Source organism: Streptomyces sp. NPDC048636, assembly GCF_040650655.1.
In the GTDB taxonomy this organism is placed as follows: domain Bacteria; phylum Actinomycetota; class Actinomycetes; order Streptomycetales; family Streptomycetaceae; genus Streptomyces.
The window spans coordinates 731447-749420 of the sequence record NZ_JBEZHR010000001.1 but is presented as its reverse complement, the minus strand read 5'-3'; the positions used below and the strand labels follow the sequence as shown (position 1 = coordinate 749420).

The window sequence follows — 17974 nt, the reverse complement described above, 5'->3', positions numbered from 1 at the left end:
GCCAGGCTAGCCGCTGCCGCCGACTATGAGCCACGCCGGGGAGACCCGGTCCGGTTCCCCCGCTGCGATCGTTGCCGGATTCAGGCCCGTTCGTTGCCCGATCCGGACAGATGGGGCAGCCGTCCTGCGGCCACCACGCCCTCGAGATAGCCGCGCGCCCGCTCGGTCCGCGGATACGCCTCCAGCAGCCGCCAGAAACGCGGACCGTGACCGGGCACCAGAAGGTGGGCCAGCTCATGGAGGAGGACGTAGTCCACGACGTACTCGGGCATGCCCTGGAGCCGGTGGGAGAGCCGGATGCTGCCCTCGGCAGGGGTGCACGAACCCCAGCGGGTGTTCTGGTTGGTCACCCAGCGGACGGTGGCGGGCCGGGCCCGGCCCTCGAGGTACTGCCCGGACAGCAGCTCGGCGCGGGCGGCCAGCTCGGCGTCGCCCAGCATCCGTTTGCTCTCCTGCGCCGCCAGCTTGTCGAGCATCACCGTCACCCAGCGGCGCTCCTCCGCCTCCGACATCCGGGCGGGGATGAGGACGACGGTGCGGTCGCCCTCGCGGTACGCGGAGACCGTCCTGCGCCGCCGGGAGCTCCGGCGGACCTCGACCGCGCTCACGGCCGGTCCGCGGTCCTGGCGGCCCGGTACGCGGTCCTGCGGGCTGGGGGCGGTGAGCGGGGCTCCGGGGGCGCTGTGCGCGGTGGGCTCCCCGGCGAAGCGGGGGGACGAGTCGGCGGGCACGCCCCGACGTTACCCGCTGGGGGGCGGGGAAGTCCCACCCCTCACCGGGTGGCGGAACGAACCACTCCAGCGTGTGCATGGCTTGTACGACTATTGCCGCCGCCTGTGGACAACGCGCGGCGCGGAGGGTGTTGCCGGTCGCATGCTGGGGGCAGTCCGAGGGCCGCGCACCGGCGGCGGCCCGGGGTGCGGACGACGGGGATCCACGGACCGACGGGGGGAATCGGGGATGCGTTCCACACATCCGATGCTCAAGCCCGCGCTGCGGCGCGGCTGGCGGAGCAGGGACACGGTGCAGTTCGGGGTGGCCCGGGCGCATGCGGTGGTGCTGGGCCCGCTGGACACGGCGACGGGCAGCTTTCTGGATCTGCTCGACGGCACCCGGGGGCTGCCCCTGCTGCGGCAGGAGGCAGAGACCCTCGGGCTGCCGGACGGCCGGGCGGACGCGGTGTTGGAGCGGCTGGCGGCGGCCGGTCTGCTGGACGAGCCGAGGGACGGCGGGGAGCCCGCCGCGGCTCTTGACCGGCTGCGGCCGGATGCGGCGGCGCTCTCCGTGCTGCACCGGCAGCCGGGGGCGGCGGCCCGTCTGCTCGCGGCGCGGCGGGCCACCCGTGTGCAGGTGAGGGGTGCCGGGCGGGTCGGTGCGGCGGTCGCGGCCGCGCTGTCGGCTTCGGGCGTCGGGCTGATCGATGTGGTGGACGGCGGCTGTGTCGAGCCCTGGGATGTGACACCCGGCGGGCTGTCGGCCGAGCAGATCGGGGAGCGCCGGGAAGTGGCCGCGCGCCGTCTGGTGCGGCGCTGTGCGCCCGGGCCCCGGCCACGGCGTCCGGCGCGGGATGGGGTGCCGTCACATGAGCCGGGGCTGGCGCTGGTGGTGATCGTTCCGCGGGACGGCCTCGCGGCCTATGCCCCGGATCCGGCGGCGGCCGAGCCGCTGCTGGCGGCGGGGATCCCCCATCTCTACGCGGGGGTGCTTGAGGCCACGGCGGTGGTGGGGCCGCTGGTGGTGCCGGGCGCCACCCCGTGTGCGGGCTGTCTCGCGGCGGGCCGCGCGGAGCGGGAGCCCGCCTGGCCGTTGATGCTCGCGCAGTGGCGGTCCGGCCGCCGCCGGTCCGCGCCCGCCTGTGACACGGCGCTGGCGGCGATGGTCGCCGGGGTCACCGCGGTGCAGGCGCTGGCCTTCCTCGACGGACGGGCCTCGCCGGTCGCGGGTGCCTGCTGGGAGCTGGCGCTGCCCGCGCTCACCGGGGAGGTGCGGGCCCTCGAAGCGCATCCCGGGTGCGAGTGCGGAGCGGGCGGACGGAAGGATGCGGTATATGCCTCGGCCATGGAGGCACGGCACGCGACAATGGCCGGGTGACCGACGCCCACGAGTGGGCGACGGGGGTCCGGGGGCCTCCCCCGGGACGGCTCAGCTGTAGTTGGAGGGGCGCATGTCCGATCTGCCGCGCAAGGCGATCACCCGAACCGCCAAACTCGCGGCGCTGCCTTTGGGATTCGCGGGGCGCGCCACATGGGGGCTCGGGAAGCGGATAGGGGGGCGACCGGCGGAGATGGTCGCGCGTGAGGTCCAGCAGCGGACCGCCGAGCAGATGTTCAAAGTGCTCGGCGAGCTCAAGGGCGGGGCCATGAAGCTGGGGCAGGCGATGTCGGTCTTCGAATCGGCGCTGCCCGAGGAGATCGCCAGGCCGTACCGGGCGGCCCTGACCAAGCTCCAGGAAGCGGCGCCGCCGATGCCCACGCGCACGGTCCACGCCCAGCTGGCCGAGCGGCTGGGGGAGGACTGGCGGGAGCTCTTCGAGGAGTTCGAGGACAAGCCCTCGGCGTCGGCCTCGATCGGTCAGGTGCACCGCGCGGTCTGGCACGACGGGCGTGCGGTGGCGGTCAAGGTGCAGTACCCGGGGGCGGGCGAGGCCCTGCTGTCGGACCTCAATCAATTGAGCCGGTTCGCCCGCGTACTGGGCCCCCTGGTGCCGGGGCTCGACCTCAAGCCGCTGATCGCGGAGTTGCGGGACCGGGTGGCCGAGGAGCTGGACTACGAGCTGGAGGCCGAGTCCCAGCGGGCCCACGCCGCCGAGTACACGGAGGACTCGGAGATCGTGGTGCCCGAGGTGGTGCACCAGTGCGACCAGGTGCTGATCTCCGAGTGGATGGAGGGGATACCGCTCTCCGAGGTGATCGCCGAGGGCGGGTCCGAGCAGCGGGACCGGGCCGGGCAGCTGCTGGCCCGCTTTCTGTTCTCCGGTGCCTCCCGTACCGGGCTGCTGCACGCCGATCCCCACCCGGGCAATTTCCGGCTGCTGACCGGCGACGCCCCCGACGGGCCGCCGGAGCAGTGGAAGCTGGGGGTGCTGGACTTCGGCTCGGTGGACCGGCTGCCCGGCGGACTGCCCTCGTCGATCGGTGTCGCGCTGCGCATGGCGCTGGAGGGCGACGCGAAGGGCGTCTACGCGCTGATGCGTGAGGAGGGGTTCTTCAAGCCCACGATCGACGTCGACGCGGACGATCTGCTGGAGTTTCTGCTGCCGATGCTCGAACCGGCACAGGCCGACACCTTCCATTTCGACCGCAGCTGGATACGCGGTCAGGCCGCGCGGGTCGCGGACCGCCGTTCGCCCGTCTACGAGCTGGGCAATCAGCTCAATCTGCCGCCGTCCTATCTGCTCATCCACCGGGTCACGCTGAGCACGATCGGGGTGCTGTGCCAGCTGGGCGCCACCGTGCGGCTTCGGGACGAACTGGAGGCATGGGTGCCCGGCTTCGCCGCCGACCCGGAAGCCGACCCGGAAGCCGACCCGACGGCCGACGCGGAAGCCGACCCGACGGCCGACTCGGTCGCCGACCCGGAGGACACGGAGGCTGAGGAGAGCCCGGAGGCGGCGGAGCGGTCCGTGTGAGGCGGCCGGGCCCGGCCCCCCTCACCACCGGGGGGAGTCGCGCCGTCCTTTCCGGGGGAAAGCCGAAGGGCCGGTCCTGGTGGACCGGCCCTTCACTGTTTCACTTCGTTTCTTTCCTCAGTGCATGACCGCCATGGCCAGGGCGCGGCGGGCACGGAGCGAGGCACGCTCCGCCTTGCGCTGCATCCGGCGGGCGGCGGCGAGGCGCAGCGCCGTGCGTTCGGACTCGGCCTCGTGCAGCCGCTCGTGCATATGGGCACGAGCCAGGGCTTCTGGGATGAGTTGCATCTCTCGGTTCCTGTTCTGGCGCGACTCGGGGGCGCCTGATGTATGTGGTGCGGGAGTTTCGGAGACCGGTGGGGTCATCGTCGGGACCTGATTCATGGGGTCGTGCGTCGCTGGGCGGTCGATGGTGCCGAGGGTGCTCATGCTGTGACCGGGTTCTTGCGCGGACGGCCACGCGGCCGCTTGCGGGCCACCACTACGCCCTGGACGAAGAGCTCGCCGCCCCAGACACCCCAGGGCTCACGGCGGTCTTTCGCCCCGGCGAGGCAGGCCTCACGCAGCGGGCAGGTCTGACACAGGGACTTCGCGTACTCGACGTCGGCCGGGGACTCGGCGAAGAAGACCTCCGGGTCGTAGGAGCGGCACGGTACGGCGACGCCCAGGTTCTCGATGGCTTCATCGAGTTCGGTGAGGGCGGTGAGCGGGGTCAAGGAGTCCTCCGTGGAGTCAGGCGGGCGGTTCAGGTCGGTCGCTGCGGACGGGGCGTGCGTGTTGAGTTGCACGGTGGTGTGTTCCTCGTCTCTTCGTCCGGCTCGTGGCCGGGCTTCTGGCAAATCAAAAGGGCCGCGGATCCCGGTGTGGGTTCCGCGGCCCTGGAAGGTGCCGACCTGATCCTGGATCAGGCTGGATAACTCCAGGGTTCGAGCCTGCGGAGGGCCCACTTCTTGTCCTGCTGGTACTGCTGGTGCGTCCGGTATCCGGCACCATTGGCTGCTTCGGCCGCAAAGGCATGGGCATTCGCCGCTGCCACTGCCGCTACCGCAGGTGCCCCGATCGGTCGCTCACTGATTCGCGCTTCCTTGGCGCCGGACAGACCGGTGCCAGGGCGAGCGGAGCCGAGCAGGCAGGTGGCGACGACCGAGCGATCGGTCATTTTGATGGTCTTCATGAAGCTGATCATTGGTCTCCGCCTCCTCTCGGCGTCTCAGGGACCGGTCTGGACCAGTCCGGGCTTGTTCAGTACAACACGGATTCCTCGGTTCCCGGAAGGGCCGTTGTCTCCGTGCTCGGAAGGCTATGGGTACCTGCTCCGCGCGCGCAAACTATTTTTCCGTCGAGTTCTGCCGCGGGTCACCCGGTTGGGTTCCCACGGCCCCGTCGTCCCCCTCGCCGTCGCGTGCCAGAGGGAGTTCCTGGCCCGCGCACAGCGCGAGAACATCGGCGCCGAACCTGTCGAGCTTCCGTCTTCCGACACCAGAGATGCCGGAGAGCTCCGATTCGGTTCCCGGAACGGCCTCGGCGATCGCGAGCAATGTCTTGTCGGTGAAGACGCAATAGGCGGGCTGCCCCAGCAGCCCGGCCTGCTCCGCCCGCCAGTCGCGCAGCCGCTCGTAGAGCGCCTCGTCCAGCTCGGCGGGGCAGCCCTCGCAGCGCATCAGCTTCATCTCGCCCGCGTCGGTCAGGGTGCGGCCGCAGACCCGGCAGTGCACCGGGCCACGGCGGCGGCGCACCGCACCACCGCCGACCACCGCCCCCGCCGTGCCGCGCTCGACTCCGCCGACCCCGCCCGGCAGCCGCCCGGAGGCGGACCCCGAGCCCGGCCGCAGACCGTTCAGAAAGCGGGTGGGGCGACGGGAGGCGCGGCCCCCCGGAGTGCGCGAGAGCGCCCAGGACAGGCTCAGATGGTGGCGGGCCCGGGTGACCCCGACATAGAGGAGCCGGCGCTCCTCCTCGATCTGCTCATCGGTCTTGGCGTAGGTGATCGGCATCATGCCCTCGGTGAGACCGACCAGGAACACGGCGTCCCACTCCAGGCCCTTGGCCGCGTGGAGTGAGGCGAGCGTCACACCCTCGACCGTGGGCGCGTGCTGGGCGGCGGCCCGCTCGTCCAGCTCCGCCACCAGATCGGCCAGCGTGGCCCCGGGCCGGGCCCGGACGAAGTCCTCGGCGAGCCGGACCAGCGCGGCCAGCGACTCCCAGCGGTCCCGCACCGCGCCGGAGCCCGCCGGGGGCTCCGCCGTCCACCCTCGGGTGCTCAGAACCGCGCGCACCTGGGACGGGACATCCTCGTCGGTGAGGGCCGGATCGGCGCTTCCGGCGCGGGCCGCACCTCGCAGCAGCAGCCCGGCCTCGCGCACCTCGGGCCGCTCGAAGAACCGCTCGGCGCCCCGCATCTGATAGGGCACCTGGGCATCGGCCAGCGCCTGCTCGTACAGCTCGGACTGGGCGTTGACCCGGTAGAGCACCGCGATCTGGCTGGCCGGAACCCCGCCGCCGCCCTTCTCCACCGGGGTGATCAGCTCACGGATCCGGCGGGCGGTGGCCTCCGCCTCGGCGGGCTCGTCCGCATGGGCGGCGTAGACCGGCTCCGGGCCGGAGTCGCGCTGGGAGATCAGCTCCAGCCGGTGGTCGGCTGCCCGGCCGCGGGCCTGGGCGAGCAGTCCATTGGCGAGGTGGACCACCTGCGGGGTGGAGCGGTAGTCACGGACCAGCTTGACCACGGTGGCGCCGGGATGACGAGTGCGGAAATTCAGCAGGTGGTCGGGGGTGGCGCCGGTGAAGGAGTAGATGGTCTGGCTGGCGTCGCCGACCACGCACAGGCTCTGGCGGTCGCCGAGCCACAGCTCGAGCAGCCGCTGCTGCAACGGGCTGACGTCCTGGTACTCGTCGACCACGAAGTGCTGGTACTGGCTGCGCACCTGATCGGCGATGTCCTGCCGCTCCTGGAGCACCCCCACGGTCAGCAGCAGCACATCCTCGAAGTCGATCACGCCGCGGTCGCGCTTCATCTGTTCGTAGGCGGCGTAGATCCGGGCGATCTCGGCGGGGTCGCGCGGGGCCTCCCGGCCGGACTTGGCGGCCGCGGCCGGATAGTCCTCGGGCACGGTCTGGGTGACCTTGGACCATTCGATCTCGCCGGTCACATCCCGCAGCTCATTGCGGTCCAGCCGGACCCGGCAGCGCGCGGCGGCCTCGGCGACCAGCTGCACCTTGCGCTCGAGCAGCCGCGGCACCTCACCGCCGACCGCCTTCGGCCAGAAGTACTGGAGCTGGCGCAGGGCGGCCGAGTGGAAGGTGCGCGCCTGCACCCCGCCCGCGCCGAGCTGGCGCAGCCGCCCGCGCATCTCCCCGGCCGCGCGGTTGGTGAAGGTGACGGCGAGCACACTGGCGGGCTGGAGGATGCCCGCCCGGACCCCATAGGCGATCCGGTGGGTGATCGCCCGGGTCTTGCCGGTGCCGGCTCCGGCCAGCACGCACACCGCGCCGTGCAGGGCGGTCGCCACCTCGCGCTGCTCGGGGTCGAGCCCCTCGAGTACCGCGTCGGCATCACGCGGTGTGGCCGCGAAGGCGCTCGGCGTGCTGCCCTGCGGGAAGAGAGTGGAGGACGTTGCTGCTGTCACCCCGCCATGCTGCCAGTTCCCCTGAGACCCCCGCGCAGGTTGTCCACAGCTGTGGAGGTGCGGTCGTACTTATCCCGGGCAATGCCCGGGGAATCCCGGCGATCGCCAGGAATTCCCGGGAATGACCCGGGGATGTCGGACGTTCTCCCACTGCCCACCCCACCGACCATCGAGGAGAGCGAAACCGATGTCCGGCACTGTGACGATGTACAGCACCACCTGGTGCGGCTACTGCCGCCGCCTGAAGGGCCAGATGGACCGCGAGGGCATCGCGTACACCGAGATCAACATCGAGCACGACGCGGACTCGGCGGCCTTCGTCGAGAAGGCGAACGGTGGCAACCAGACCGTGCCGACCGTTCAGGTGGTTTCTTCCAACGGTGGTGCTGAGGTCGTGATGACGAACCCGAGCCTTGCCCAGGTGAAGCAGGCGCTCGGCGTCTGACCAGGGAGTAGGCATACGAGACCCCGCGCCCAAGGATCGCGGGCGCGGGTCTCGTCGTGGTACGGCTGCTCAGCAATACGGCTGTTGGTCGGTCAGTGACGCTGCTACTCGCATGAAGACACCGAAGAGCCGGTAGAGCTGAGGAACAGGCCCCGTCACTTCGACGGTGCGCGAGTCTCGCAGGCTGACTCCAGGAATCGCTTCGAGTTGGCTGGCAACGGTGGCCGACTGCCACCGCACCGCCAAGGTCGCTGCGGCTTCCGTGCGGGGCAGCCGTGGACGAGAGTCGGCGCGACGCACTCCCTCTGCGGCGGCCTCCTCGATTGCCTTACGCGCTTCGTTCGCAGGTCTCAGCCTCGCGCTGAAGCGATCCCTGGCGTACTTGACGGGAGCCGTGACGACCTGGGCGTCCCAGGCTGACACCTCATCGCAGGCCGCGTCGTCGCCGGAAAGCATCACCACGGGTACTCCCAGTGCAGCGGCCGTGGCATGCGCGAATCCGATCTCTCCCATGGGCTGGTCGTCCAACCACATGTCCTCGATCTCGTGGCCCATGTAGCTGTGGCTGAGCACGCCCAGGGCACCGGCACGTGAGTGGTAGCCGACACACAGCACCGCATCGAAGTCACCGTCCAGGCCTTCGAGCATGCCCATCCGCTTGGGCTTGCCCCTGACCAACTCCGCCTCGGGGTGCATCTGATCCGCGAGCAGGTTCCGCATGGAGCTGTGGGCGTCATTCACCAGAACCCGCGTGGCACCAGCCGCGAGCGCGCCACGCACGGCCGCGTTCACGTCCTCGGTCATCATGACCCGACCGTGCTGGTAATCCTGCCCGCCGACCTGCACGTCTTGGGCGCCCACCAATCCGGTGACGCCCTCCATGTCAGCGCTGATGTACACCTGCACGCCACTGCCTCCGCTCTGGCCCCCAACCACCGAGAACCCAGTGATCACAACACCGTCATCATGGCGGGGAGGAACCTCACCAGTCGAGAAGACCTCGGGGGACGGCTTTCCTGTTCCGGAAAGCTCCCGTTCTTGACCTTGCTCCTCGCTGGTCGGGAGCATCGATCGTGCAGGGTTACGTGATCACCGACCCTGAGCAGCTGGCACAGCTCGCTCTCCCCGAGGGAGAAGACGGCCGTCATGGTCCCGGCCGCCGTACTTGAGGAATTCTTCCGTGCTCAGCGGTGAGGAGTTCGGCCGTCTCTTCGAGACCTTCGAGCGGACCGCGTTCCGGCTGGAGACGCTCGACGTGTATGACGTGGAGGAGGAGTGGGAGGAGATCTCTCGGTTCCTCGCGGGTGTGGACATGGGCCCTGAGTGGACCGACAACCCGTGGGTGCGCTCGATGACCGAGAAGGGCAAGAGCGTGTCCCGCGTTCATGTCCTGCGCTCCCCTCTGACCGACTACCCGCGTTACGAGCTGTCGGCTTACCCCGGCAACATCAAGGCCGATGACCTGCGCTTTTGCGCGTGGAGACCTGTAGATTTCGTGGTCCTGTGAGAGCTGAGAGAAGGGGAACCCGAGATACGGGAACACGTATGGCGCCGTGCGCTGGTGCGCTCGAACATGAGGCTCGCAGAGCAGTTGGTCGGCGTCGCCATGGCGTTGTACGCGGAATACGAGACAGGCGAGAACGTGTGTCCGTCCAACGGGACGATCGCCAGGGAACTCGGCTACGGCGGGAAGGCTCCAGAGCAGACGGTCAACAAGATCGTCGGCAGGCTGCGCAAGGCCGGCTGGCTCACGAAGACGGGCAAGGTACCGGACGGCCCGGTGATCTACCGGCTCACGTCGCCGAAGCGGGGCGGTATGGCTGAGGAGCCATACAACCTACATACCTTCAAGAGCGACGGCGATGGAAGTAGCAAGCCGGTAGGAGGAGAGCGGCCCCAGCAGGAGGACAAAAGCGCTGGCTCCCTTGGGGGCCTTCGGCCCTCCCTTGGGGGGCCTCCGGCCCCCTCCTTGTCCTTCGTAGACCTGGCGACGGTCAAGCAAGAGGAGCGCCGCCGGAAGTGGTTCGGCGAGTCGTACACAGCTCCCCTGCCAGCCCAATTCGACTACGACAACTCGGCCAATCGGCTCCGCGAGGCAGAACACGAGCCGCCGCCCTTCTCACTCGGAACGACAGAAGGCCCTCAAGTCGGGGCCTTCCTCGCCTGCTCATCCTTGCATCAGGCGGATGCCGGAACCGCCGTGGCTTCCCCTGCTCCTTGGGCTTCCTCCTGGCCCTTCGCCCGCTGTGCTGTCCGCTCCGCTTCGAAGTCCTCCCAGCGGCTGACGATCTCCCACTCCACACCCGTAAGCGGCTTCGGCTTCTCGTACGTCTTTCCGTGCAAGGAGATCAGCGTGATCGGTGAGAGCACCTGAGGAGACCTGGAGGGCACATCCCAGTACGTGATGCCCTGCTGCTTGATGTTCTCGATCAGGTCGCCGGGATCGATGGCCAGGACGTCATGTCCGAAGTACGCCTTGGCCTTGTGCTTCTTCAGCCATTCACGCCGTTCGTCGACGCTCGACCGCTCCCACCACTCCGCGTAGCCCTCGCCCGTTCCCGTCCACACGGTCACCGGCTTCGGCCCTTCCTGGTTGGTGACCTTCTCTCGGTCCTGGGCAAGGCTGGCGACTTGCGAGGCGTACGCGACGGCGCTGATCTCGTCCTGCTGGAGTTCCTTCAGGAGCTGGTTCATCCTGCCGTCGATCACGGCGAGCTTGGCTGCACGGCTGTCGTCGATGGTCGTCTTCGACTCCATCCTTTCCAGGTGGCCGATCTCGCCCAACAAGGCCGACTCCAGCCAGGGGTACAAGTCCTCTGCCCAGAACCTCTGCTTCGGGCATGCCTGGATGCCCTTGCTCTTGTTGCCGTGACACCGATACCGCTCGCGCTTGCCCTTGGCCGGGTCGCCCTTCACGAAGTAGAGGGAACTGCCGCACAGCATGCAGAACGTCACGCCCACCGTCGGCGACGTAGAGCCCTTCTGCTTCTTGTACTTGATCGAGGCAACAGAGCCCGACAGCTTCGCCCACTCCTCCTCGTTGAGCACCGGCTCAGACCGCATGACGGGGGTGCCGTCGTCATTGCGGACAACGGCACCATTGGCGCGCGCGTACTCCCCGAGCAGGGAGCGGCTGACCAGTACGGCTTGCACTGTGGTCGGCGTCCACCTGGCCCCCCGAGGCTTCGGGTCCGCCAGCCGAGTCGTGCTTTCGCCTGCCGCCGCACGGATACGCGCGATGTCCTGAACAGTGGGTACGCCTTGCTCGTTCAACCAGTCGGCGACGGCCGAGAAGCTCGGCTTCTCGATGAAGCGCCGGATCATCTCGATCAGCGTCGGGCCGTACTCAGGGTCGAGTTCCAGAGTGAACCCTTCCTCGCCCTTCACCGCCCTGCGCCCGAATGGGACAAGGCCACCGGGCCAGCGGCCTGTCTTACGCATGGTCTCCCGGGACGCCTTGTTGCGGGCCTTGATGGCGTCCAGCTCCGCCTCTGCGACGACGGCCAGGATCTTGGCGATCGTCTTACCCCACGGCTTCGAGAGGTCGAAGCCCTCCTCACAGGAGATCAGGCCCTTACCGTTCGCCTCACACCACTCGATGATGTCCGAGAGATGGCGGACCGACCGCGCGATGCGGTCGATCTTCAGGATGATGATGTGGTCGAACTGGTCCCTCTTGTTGTTGAGCCAGTCCCCCAGGGACGGGCGCATCCACGGCGAGATGGACGCCGACACGTCGATGTCGACGGCGAAGTCCACCAACTCCATCTCTTCCGCGTCCGCCCGCTTGCTGATGCGTGTGCGCTGCGTTTCCTCGCCGGTCTGATTCTCGTTGCCTACAGACAGACGGACCACGCCAAGCGCCCTGGGCTTGTCGCTCACCCTTGCCCACGCCCTCTTCCCGGACGGCTCGACGCTGACCAACCCCTCGCTCGCCCAGGTCAAGGCCAAGGTCGGGGTCTGACGCCAGGGCCGACGAGCCCGCCCCGGGCCGGAAGGGCCCGGGGTCGCCCGGGTCACCGCCGGGGTCACCGGGTCGCCCGGTTCAGCCCAACGGGCCCCTCGGCAGCGGCTTGCCGTACCAGAGCTCGATCAGCCGGGCCGCGATCGAGATCCCGGACGGAGGCAGTACCTCCCCCTCCTCGATCGCGGTCCGCAGATCGTCCCGGGAGAACCAGCGCGCCTCGTGGATCTCCTCCCCGTCCACCTGGATCCGGGAGGACGTCGCCCGCGCCAGGAAGCCCAGCATCAGGCTGGAGGGGAACGGCCACGGCTGGCTGGCCACGTACTCCACCTCGCCGACCCGGACGCCCACCTCCTCCGCCACCTCGCGGACCACCGCCTGCTCGATCGACTCACCCGGCTCCACGAACCCGGCCAGCGTCGAGAAGCGCCCCTCGGGCCAGTGCACCTGGCGGCCCAGCAGCGCCCGGTCCTGCTCATCCGTCACCAGCATGATCACGGCCGGGTCGGTACGCGGATAGTGCTCGGCGCCGCACGCCGGACAGCGGCGGATGTGGCCCGCCGCCGCGATCACCGTGCGCTCACCGCAGCGTGAGCAGAAGCGGTGCAGCCGCTGCCAGTTCTCCAGGGCCACCGCGTGCACCAGCAGTCCCGCGTCCCGCTCGGAGAGCAGCGCGCCCGCCTCACGCAGCCCCGCGGGCCGTGCCGACTGGTCCATCCGCCCCGGCAGCGAGTCCTTCTGGAGTGCGAAGTAGCGCACCCCGTCCTCGTCCACGCCCAGGAAATAGCGGTGGGTCTCGGTCGGCGGCGCCTCGAAGGACGGCGTCATGACCAGCTCGGTGCGGCCGTCCGCGGTGTCGTCGACCAGGACCTGGCCGCCGGAGACCACGAAGACCCGCGTCGTCGGGTGGCTCCACGCCGCGGCCAGCCACGCCTCGTCCAGGCGGTGGTGCGCCGCACGGTCGATCCCGCTCGCGGCGCTGAGCGTGATCGGCCTGATGGCGGTGCGGTCGGTCCAGATGGTCACGGCTGCTTCCAACTCCCCCTGCGAAACGGGTGGCTTCCATGCATCGACGGGTGGGCTAGACCCGTCCATTGTCCGCGAGATCGCCCCAGAGGTAGGCGGCGGTCTCGGCGCCCTTCATCAGCAGATCCAGCTCGACCTTCTCGTTCGGCGCGTGCCAGCCGTCGGAGGGCACCGAGATGCCCAGGAAGAGCACCGGTGCCGCGAGGACGTCCTGGAGGTCGGCGGCGGGGCCCGAGCCGCCCTCCCGGGTGAAGCGGATCTGCTGCCCGAAGGCCCGCCCCATGGCGCGTACGACCGACTGGAGAGCGGGGTGGTCCAGCGGGGTCAGACAGGGGCGGGTCGCTCCCCAGAAGGTGATCTCATGCCGGATCCCGGCCGGGAGCCCGGCCGCGACCCAGTCCCGCACGGCCGCCTGGACCTTCTCCCCGTCCTGTCCGGCCACCAGCCGGAACGACAGCTTCAGCTGTGCGGTGGACGGCACGATCGTCTTGCCGCCGGGCCCCTGATAGCCCCCGGCGATCCCGTTGACCTCGGCCGTCGGCCGGGCCCAGATGCGCTCCAGGGTGGAGTACCCCGCCTCGCCCAGCGCGCCGTGCGAATGCGCGGTGCGCAGCCAGGCGTCCTCGTCGAAGGGCAGCTCGGCGAAGAGCTCGCGCTCCCGGTCGGTCAGCTCCACGACACCGTCGTAGAAGCCGGGGATCGCCACCCGGCGGTCCCCGTCGTGCAGGGCGGCGGCCAGCCGGGCGGCCTCGGTGGCCGGATTGGGCACCGCACCGCCGAAGGAACCGGAGTGGATGTCCTGGTCGGGGCCGAACAGATCGATCTGGCAGTCGGTGAGCCCCCGCATCCCGGTGCAGACGGTCGGGGTGTCCTCGGACCACATCCCGGTGTCGGAGACGATCACGGTGTCACAGGCGAGCCGGTCGGCGCGGCCCCGGATCAGCCCGGGGAAGTGCGGGGAGCCGGACTCCTCCTCGCCCTCGATCAGCAGCTTGAGGTTGACGGCGGGTGCGCCGCGGCCGGTGGCCGCCAGATGGGCGCGGACGCCCAGGGTGTGGAAGAGCACCTGCCCCTTGTCGTCGGCGGCGCCCCGGGCGTGCAGCCTGCCGTCCGCGATGACGGGGTCGAAGGGGTCGGTGCGCCAGCCGTCCTCACGGGCGGCGGGCTGGACGTCATGGTGGCCGTAGACGAGCACGGTGGGCGCGTCCGGATCGCCGGACGGCCATTCGGCGAATACGGCGGGGGCGCCGGGGGTCTCCCAGATCTCGGCCACCGGGAAGCCCGTGGCCGTCAGGTGCTCCCTCAGCCACTGGGCACTGCGGCGGACGTCGTCCGCGCGGGCGGGGTCGGCCGAGACGGACGGTATGCGCAGCCACTCGGAGAGATCGTCGAGGAAGGCTGGGCCATGACCGTCCACGAAGGCGCGGACCGCGTTGTCCGTCTCCGGGGTGTCGCTCATGGCCAAGAGCCTATCGGCCCCATCCGGACGAAAGCCGCGCGGCCTCCGGGCCGCTCATGTGCGCTCGCTCTCCGTCATGGAACGGGCACCGGCGCTCTCACTTTCGATCACGCCCCCGGCCGGGCCGTCGGCCCCTCCCGCGCACTCGTCTCCGCCCTCGCCCTCGCCCTCGTCCTCGTCCTCGCCCAGCAGAATCCGCTCCAGCTCGGCTCGGCCGGGCAGCGCGGCCGGGCGTACCAGCTCGCCGGTGCGCACATACAGGAACGCCGCCGAGACGTCCGACAGCGGCAGACCGTGCTGCTCGGCCCAGGCCAGCCGGTAGACGGCGAGCTGGAGCGGATCGGCGTCCCGGGAACGGCCGGTCTTCCAGTCGACGATCTCGTATCCGCCGTCCCGCCCCGCCTCGCGGTACACCGCGTCGATCCGGCCGCGGATGGTCCGGCCCGCCAGGGTGAGCTGGAACGGCGCCTCAACGCGGTACGGGGTGCGCCGGGCGTACGGCGTACGCGCGAACGCCTCCTTGAGTTCGGTGAGATCCCGTTCGTCCACGATCCCGGCCCCGGCGTCCGCGCCCGTCACGTCGTCTTCGGATCCCGGCAGCTCGTCAGGGCCGAGGAACGGCAGCGGCAGTTCCTGGAAGCGTGATTCGACCCAGGCGTGGAAGCGGGTGCCGCGGCGCGCGGCGGGCTGGGGCGGCCGCGGCATGGGGCGGGCCAGCTCCCGGGCGAAACCGTCCGGGTCCGCGGCCAGCCGCAGCAGCTGGGACGCGCTCAGCGACAGCGGTACGGGTACGTCGTGCACGGTCGCGCGGGCGCGGCGCAGCTCCCCGGCGAGCGCGTCGAGATCGCGGTCCCAGGAGGCGATCAGCCGTGCCTCCTCGGGCGGCAGGGCCGGGTCCGCCGACTCCGGATCGTCACCGGCGTCCCCGGCACCCCTGGGCGGCCCGGCGTCCTCGTACGCATCACCGTCCTCATACAGGTCGCCGTCCTCGTACGGGTCGGCGTCCTCGTACGCATCGCCGTCCTCATACAGGTCGCCGTCCTCGTACGGGTCGGCGTCCTCGTACGCATCACCGTCCTCATACAGGTCGCCGTCCTCGTACCGGTCGCCGTACGCCTCCTCCTCGTACGCGTCCTCCGGCGGTGGCTCGGGCCAGAGGTCGGGGTACCCGGACGGGTCGTGCGGGCCGTCCCCGGCTCCCTCCGGGGGCGTCTCCGGCTCCTCCCCGGCCGCCTCCAGCCGCGTCAGATGGCCGAGGACGATCTCCGCCGCGCGACGGCGGCGGGCCAGGGCTCCGGGGTCGAGCGGAAGCGGCCAGGCACGGTCGGCGGTGGCCTCCTCGAGGGCCGGGTTCTCCTCGCCCTCCGCGGGCTCCGGGGCCCATGCCTCCACCTCGCCTTGGCCGCAGGCGCAGTGCTCTCGCAGCGCCTCCAGGAAGGCGGACGGGCCGCGGGGCCGCTTCTGGCTCGGGCCCCACCAGTGCCCCGAGCCGAGCAGCAGGGAGCGGGGCCGGGTGAAGGTCACATAGCCGAGCCGCAGTTCCTCGGTCCGCTGATGCTCCCGCATCGCCTCCTTGAAGGCGGCCAGCCCCTTGCTGTCCCACTCGGTGACGTCCGGCAGAGTGGCCGCGTCGCCGCGCAGCCCGTGCGGCAGCACCTTCGCGGCGGACGTCCAGGACTCGCGTGCCTGCTCGCTCGGGAACTGCTTGGCGACCAGGCCCGGCACGGCCACCACGTCCCACTCCAGCCCCTTGGACTTATGCGCGGTGAGCACCTTGACGGTGTTCTCGCCGCCGGGCAGGGAGTTGTCGAGCCCCTTCTCGTACTGTGCGGCGGTCCGCAGGAAGGCCAGGAAGCCCTGGAGGGTGGCCTCGCCCTCCACCGGGGTCTCGCCCTGGCGTCCGGCGAAGGAGGCGGCGACGTCCAGGAAGTTGCCCAGCGTCTCGCGGCGGCGGGCGGCGAGGGCGTGCGGCGAGGCGGACAGCTCGACCTCGAGACCGGTGACGGCCAGCACCCGGTGGAGGACGTCCATCAGCGGGTCGCCCAGCGAACGGCGCAGATCGCGGAGTTCGGCGGCGAGACGGGCGAAGCGGACCCGGGCCTCGGCCGAGAAGGGCAGTCCGCCGTCCGGACCGCTCCCCTCCCTGCCGTTCTCCGGGAAGCCCGGCTCGAGGAAGGTGTCGAGGGCGTCGGCGAGCGAGATCACCTCGGCGGGGTCGACGCCTTCGACGGCCTCGGCGAGTCTGCGGTCCGGGTCGTCCTCGGCACCGCCCCGGGCGCCGGAGGCGACCAGCGCACGGGCCCGCCGCCCCAGCAGCGCCAGATCGCGCGGGCCGATCCGCCAGCGCGGTCCGGTGAGCAGCCGCACCAGCGCGGCATTGGCACCCGGGTCCTGGAGGACCTCGCAGACCGCCACCAAGTCGGCGATCTCCGGCAGGTGCAGCAGCCCGGAGAGCCCGACGACCTCCACCGGGATGTCCCGCTCCACCAACGCGCCCTGGATCTCGGCGAAATCCCCCGCCGTACGGCAGAGCACCGCGATCTCACCGGGCGGGGTGCCGGTGCGCACCAGATGCGCGAGCGAGTCGGCGAGCCAGCGCAGCTCCTCGGCGTGGGTGGGCAGCAGGGCGCAGCGCACCACGCCGTCCCGCTCGGCGCCGGGGGCCGGGCGCAGCGCCGCCACGCCCTCGTGCATCGCGCGCAGGGGCGTGGCGAGCCCGTTGGCGAGGTCCAGCAGCCGACCGCCGCTGCGCCGGTTCTCGCCGAGCGCGAAGCGGCGGGCCGGGCTGCCGTCGGCGTGCGGGAAGTGCCGGGGGAAGTCGTCGAGGTTGGCCACGGAGGCGCCGCGCCAGCCGTAGATCGCCTGGCAGGGGTCGCCGACGGCGGTGACCGGGTGGCCGGTGCCGCCGCCGAAGAGCCCGGAGAGCAGCAGCCGCTGGGCGACGGAGGTGTCCTGGTACTCGTCGAGCAGCACCACGGCGTAACTCTCGCGCAGGATCCGGCCGACCTCCGTACGGGTACGGGCGAGCGTGGCCGAGTGGGCGATCTGGTCGCCGAAGTCGAGCAGATCGCGACGGCGCTTCTCGTCCCGGTACGCCTCGACCAGCTCCAGCAGCTCCAGCCGGGCGCGCGCGGTCCCGGGCACCTTGCGCAGCGCCTCGTTGGTCAGCCGCACCCCGTCCAGGGTGCGCAGCAGCTCGGTGTCGTGGGCGCGCAGCCGCTCTGCGGGGGTGAGGTGTTCGGCCAGCTCGGCGTCGAGCGCCAGCAGATCGGTGACCAGGTCGGTGAAGGGGCGGGTGAGGGCCGGATACGGGCCGGGGGCCGAGCGCAGCACCCGCGCGGCGAGCTGGAAGCGGGTGGCGTCGGCGAGCAGCCGGGCGGTCGGCTCCAGGCCGATGCGCAGCCCGTGCTCCTTGAGGAGCTGTCCGGCGAAGGCGTGGTACGTGGAAATGGCGGGCTCGCCCGCGGCCTCCTCGGCGGAGGCCGGATCCGGGTCGAGGTCGACCACACCCGCCTTGATGAGCGCGGTGCGCACGCGCTCGGCCAGCTCGCCCGCGGCCTTGTTGGTGAAGGTCAGGCCGAGCACCCGCTCGGGCGCGACCTGTCCGGTGCCCACCAGCCAGACCACCCGGGCGGCCATCACCGTGGTCTTGCCGGAGCCCGCTCCGGCGACGATCACCTGCGGGGCGGGCGGCGCGGTGATGCAGGCCGTCTGCTCCGGGGTGAACGGGATCCCGAGCAGCTCCTTGAGCTCCTCGGGATCGGTGATGCGGGCTGACACTCCAGTGAGGCTATCGGTCCCCTCCGACAACCGGCCGCCGACCCGG

The 17974-nt window shown here is 71.0% G+C and carries 14 protein-coding genes and 1 pseudogene; 5 read left to right on the top strand and 10 right to left on the bottom strand.

Annotated elements, in window-relative coordinates:
• Window positions 1–80: 80 nt before the first annotated feature.
• Complete coding sequence (locus tag AB0C66_RS03455; RefSeq protein ID WP_362432239.1) at window positions 81–731, bottom strand: M48 family metallopeptidase; 651 nt, start codon at window positions 729–731, stop codon at window positions 81–83.
• Between the two features lie 229 nt (window positions 732–960).
• On the opposite strand from AB0C66_RS03455, the gene AB0C66_RS03450 reads away from it, so the two are divergent.
• The gene (locus AB0C66_RS03450; RefSeq protein WP_362432237.1) at window positions 961–2091 is read left to right on the top strand and encodes a ThiF family adenylyltransferase; all 1131 of its coding nucleotides are present in this window, start codon (window positions 961–963) and stop codon (window positions 2089–2091) included.
• Window positions 2092–2164: 73 nt separating this feature from the next.
• Window positions 2165–3628 carry an AarF/ABC1/UbiB kinase family protein gene (locus tag AB0C66_RS03445; protein WP_362432235.1) on the top strand — a complete coding sequence of 488 codons (1464 nt, stop codon included), beginning with the start codon at window positions 2165–2167 and terminating at the stop codon, window positions 3626–3628.
• A gap of 117 nt (window positions 3629–3745) precedes the next feature.
• On the opposite strand, the gene AB0C66_RS03440 is transcribed toward AB0C66_RS03445, so the two are convergent.
• The 4 genes from AB0C66_RS03440 to AB0C66_RS03425 form a co-directional block, all read right to left on the bottom strand.
• Window positions 3746–4057 (bottom strand): hypothetical protein, encoded by a 312-nt coding sequence (locus tag AB0C66_RS03440; protein ID WP_362432232.1) that lies wholly within the window; start codon window positions 4055–4057, stop codon window positions 3746–3748.
• Window positions 4054–4416, bottom strand: coding sequence for a WhiB family transcriptional regulator (locus AB0C66_RS03435; protein ID WP_362432230.1), 363 nt, complete (start codon window positions 4414–4416; stop codon window positions 4054–4056). The genes AB0C66_RS03440 and AB0C66_RS03435 overlap by 4 nt, the downstream gene beginning before the upstream one ends.
• A gap of 116 nt (window positions 4417–4532) precedes the next feature.
• The gene (locus tag AB0C66_RS03430) at window positions 4533–4814 is read right to left on the bottom strand and encodes a hypothetical protein (protein WP_362432228.1); all 282 of its coding nucleotides are present in this window, start codon (window positions 4812–4814) and stop codon (window positions 4533–4535) included.
• A 142-nt stretch (window positions 4815–4956) separates the two neighbouring features.
• Complete coding sequence (locus tag AB0C66_RS03425) at window positions 4957–7254, bottom strand: ATP-dependent DNA helicase UvrD2 (protein ID WP_362432225.1); 2298 nt, start codon at window positions 7252–7254, stop codon at window positions 4957–4959.
• A 187-nt stretch (window positions 7255–7441) separates the two neighbouring features.
• On the opposite strand from AB0C66_RS03425, the gene AB0C66_RS03420 reads away from it, so the two are divergent.
• A complete protein-coding gene (locus AB0C66_RS03420) occupies window positions 7442–7699 on the top strand; it encodes a mycoredoxin (protein ID WP_362432223.1) in 258 nt (85 codons plus the stop codon).
• Between the two features lie 69 nt (window positions 7700–7768).
• Here AB0C66_RS03420 and AB0C66_RS03415 read toward each other — a convergent pair whose 3' ends face one another.
• Window positions 7769–8605: a M55 family metallopeptidase gene (locus AB0C66_RS03415; protein ID WP_362433344.1), complete on the bottom strand. Its 837-nt coding sequence runs from the start codon at window positions 8603–8605 to the stop codon at window positions 7769–7771.
• Between the two features lie 274 nt (window positions 8606–8879).
• On the opposite strand from AB0C66_RS03415, the gene AB0C66_RS03410 reads away from it, so the two are divergent.
• On the top strand, window positions 8880–9206 hold the full coding sequence (locus tag AB0C66_RS03410; protein ID WP_362432221.1) for a DUF6879 family protein: 327 nt from the start codon (window positions 8880–8882) through the stop codon (window positions 9204–9206).
• A gap of 671 nt (window positions 9207–9877) precedes the next feature.
• Here AB0C66_RS03410 and AB0C66_RS03405 read toward each other — a convergent pair.
• Window positions 9878–11581: a recombinase family protein gene (locus AB0C66_RS03405; RefSeq protein WP_362432218.1), complete on the bottom strand. Its 1704-nt coding sequence runs from the start codon at window positions 11579–11581 to the stop codon at window positions 9878–9880.
• Window positions 11582–11594: 13 nt separating this feature from the next.
• Here AB0C66_RS03405 and AB0C66_RS03400 point away from each other — a divergent pair.
• A pseudogene (locus tag AB0C66_RS03400) lies at window positions 11595–11663 on the top strand (NrdH-redoxin); the annotation flags it as partial.
• Window positions 11664–11744: 81 nt separating this feature from the next.
• Here AB0C66_RS03400 and nudC read toward each other — a convergent pair.
• Genes nudC through AB0C66_RS03385 form a run of 3 tightly spaced genes read right to left on the bottom strand, consistent with a single transcriptional unit; the run spans window position 11745 to window position 17928 of the window.
• Window positions 11745–12689 carry an NAD(+) diphosphatase gene (gene nudC / locus AB0C66_RS03395; RefSeq protein WP_362432215.1) on the bottom strand — a complete coding sequence of 315 codons (945 nt, stop codon included), beginning with the start codon at window positions 12687–12689 and terminating at the stop codon, window positions 11745–11747.
• Window positions 12690–12744: 55 nt separating this feature from the next.
• Window positions 12745–14148, bottom strand: a complete 1404-nt coding sequence (locus AB0C66_RS03390) for a M20/M25/M40 family metallo-hydrolase (protein ID WP_362432213.1) — start codon at window positions 14146–14148, stop codon at window positions 12745–12747.
• Between the two features lie 54 nt (window positions 14149–14202).
• Complete coding sequence (locus tag AB0C66_RS03385) at window positions 14203–17928, bottom strand: UvrD-helicase domain-containing protein (protein ID WP_362432210.1); 3726 nt, start codon at window positions 17926–17928, stop codon at window positions 14203–14205.
• Window positions 17929–17974 lie beyond the last annotated feature (46 nt).

What these genes read in the sequence shown, in the direction of transcription:
- AB0C66_RS03450 (WP_362432237.1), top strand. Translation starts at nt 961, where the DNA reads ATGCGTTCCACACATCCGATGCTCAAGCCCGCGCTGCGGCGCGGCTGG.
- AB0C66_RS03445 (WP_362432235.1), top strand. Translation starts at nt 2,165, where the DNA reads ATGTCCGATCTGCCGCGCAAGGCGATCACCCGAACCGCCAAACTCGCG.
- AB0C66_RS03440 (WP_362432232.1), bottom strand. Translation starts at nt 4,057, where the DNA reads ATGAGCACCCTCGGCACCATCGACCGCCCAGCGACGCACGACCCCATG.
- AB0C66_RS03430 (WP_362432228.1), bottom strand. Translation starts at nt 4,814, where the DNA reads ATGATCAGCTTCATGAAGACCATCAAAATGACCGATCGCTCGGTCGTC.
- AB0C66_RS03420 (WP_362432223.1), top strand. Translation starts at nt 7,442, where the DNA reads ATGTCCGGCACTGTGACGATGTACAGCACCACCTGGTGCGGCTACTGC.
- AB0C66_RS03390 (WP_362432213.1), bottom strand. Translation starts at nt 14,148, where the DNA reads ATGAGCGACACCCCGGAGACGGACAACGCGGTCCGCGCCTTCGTGGAC.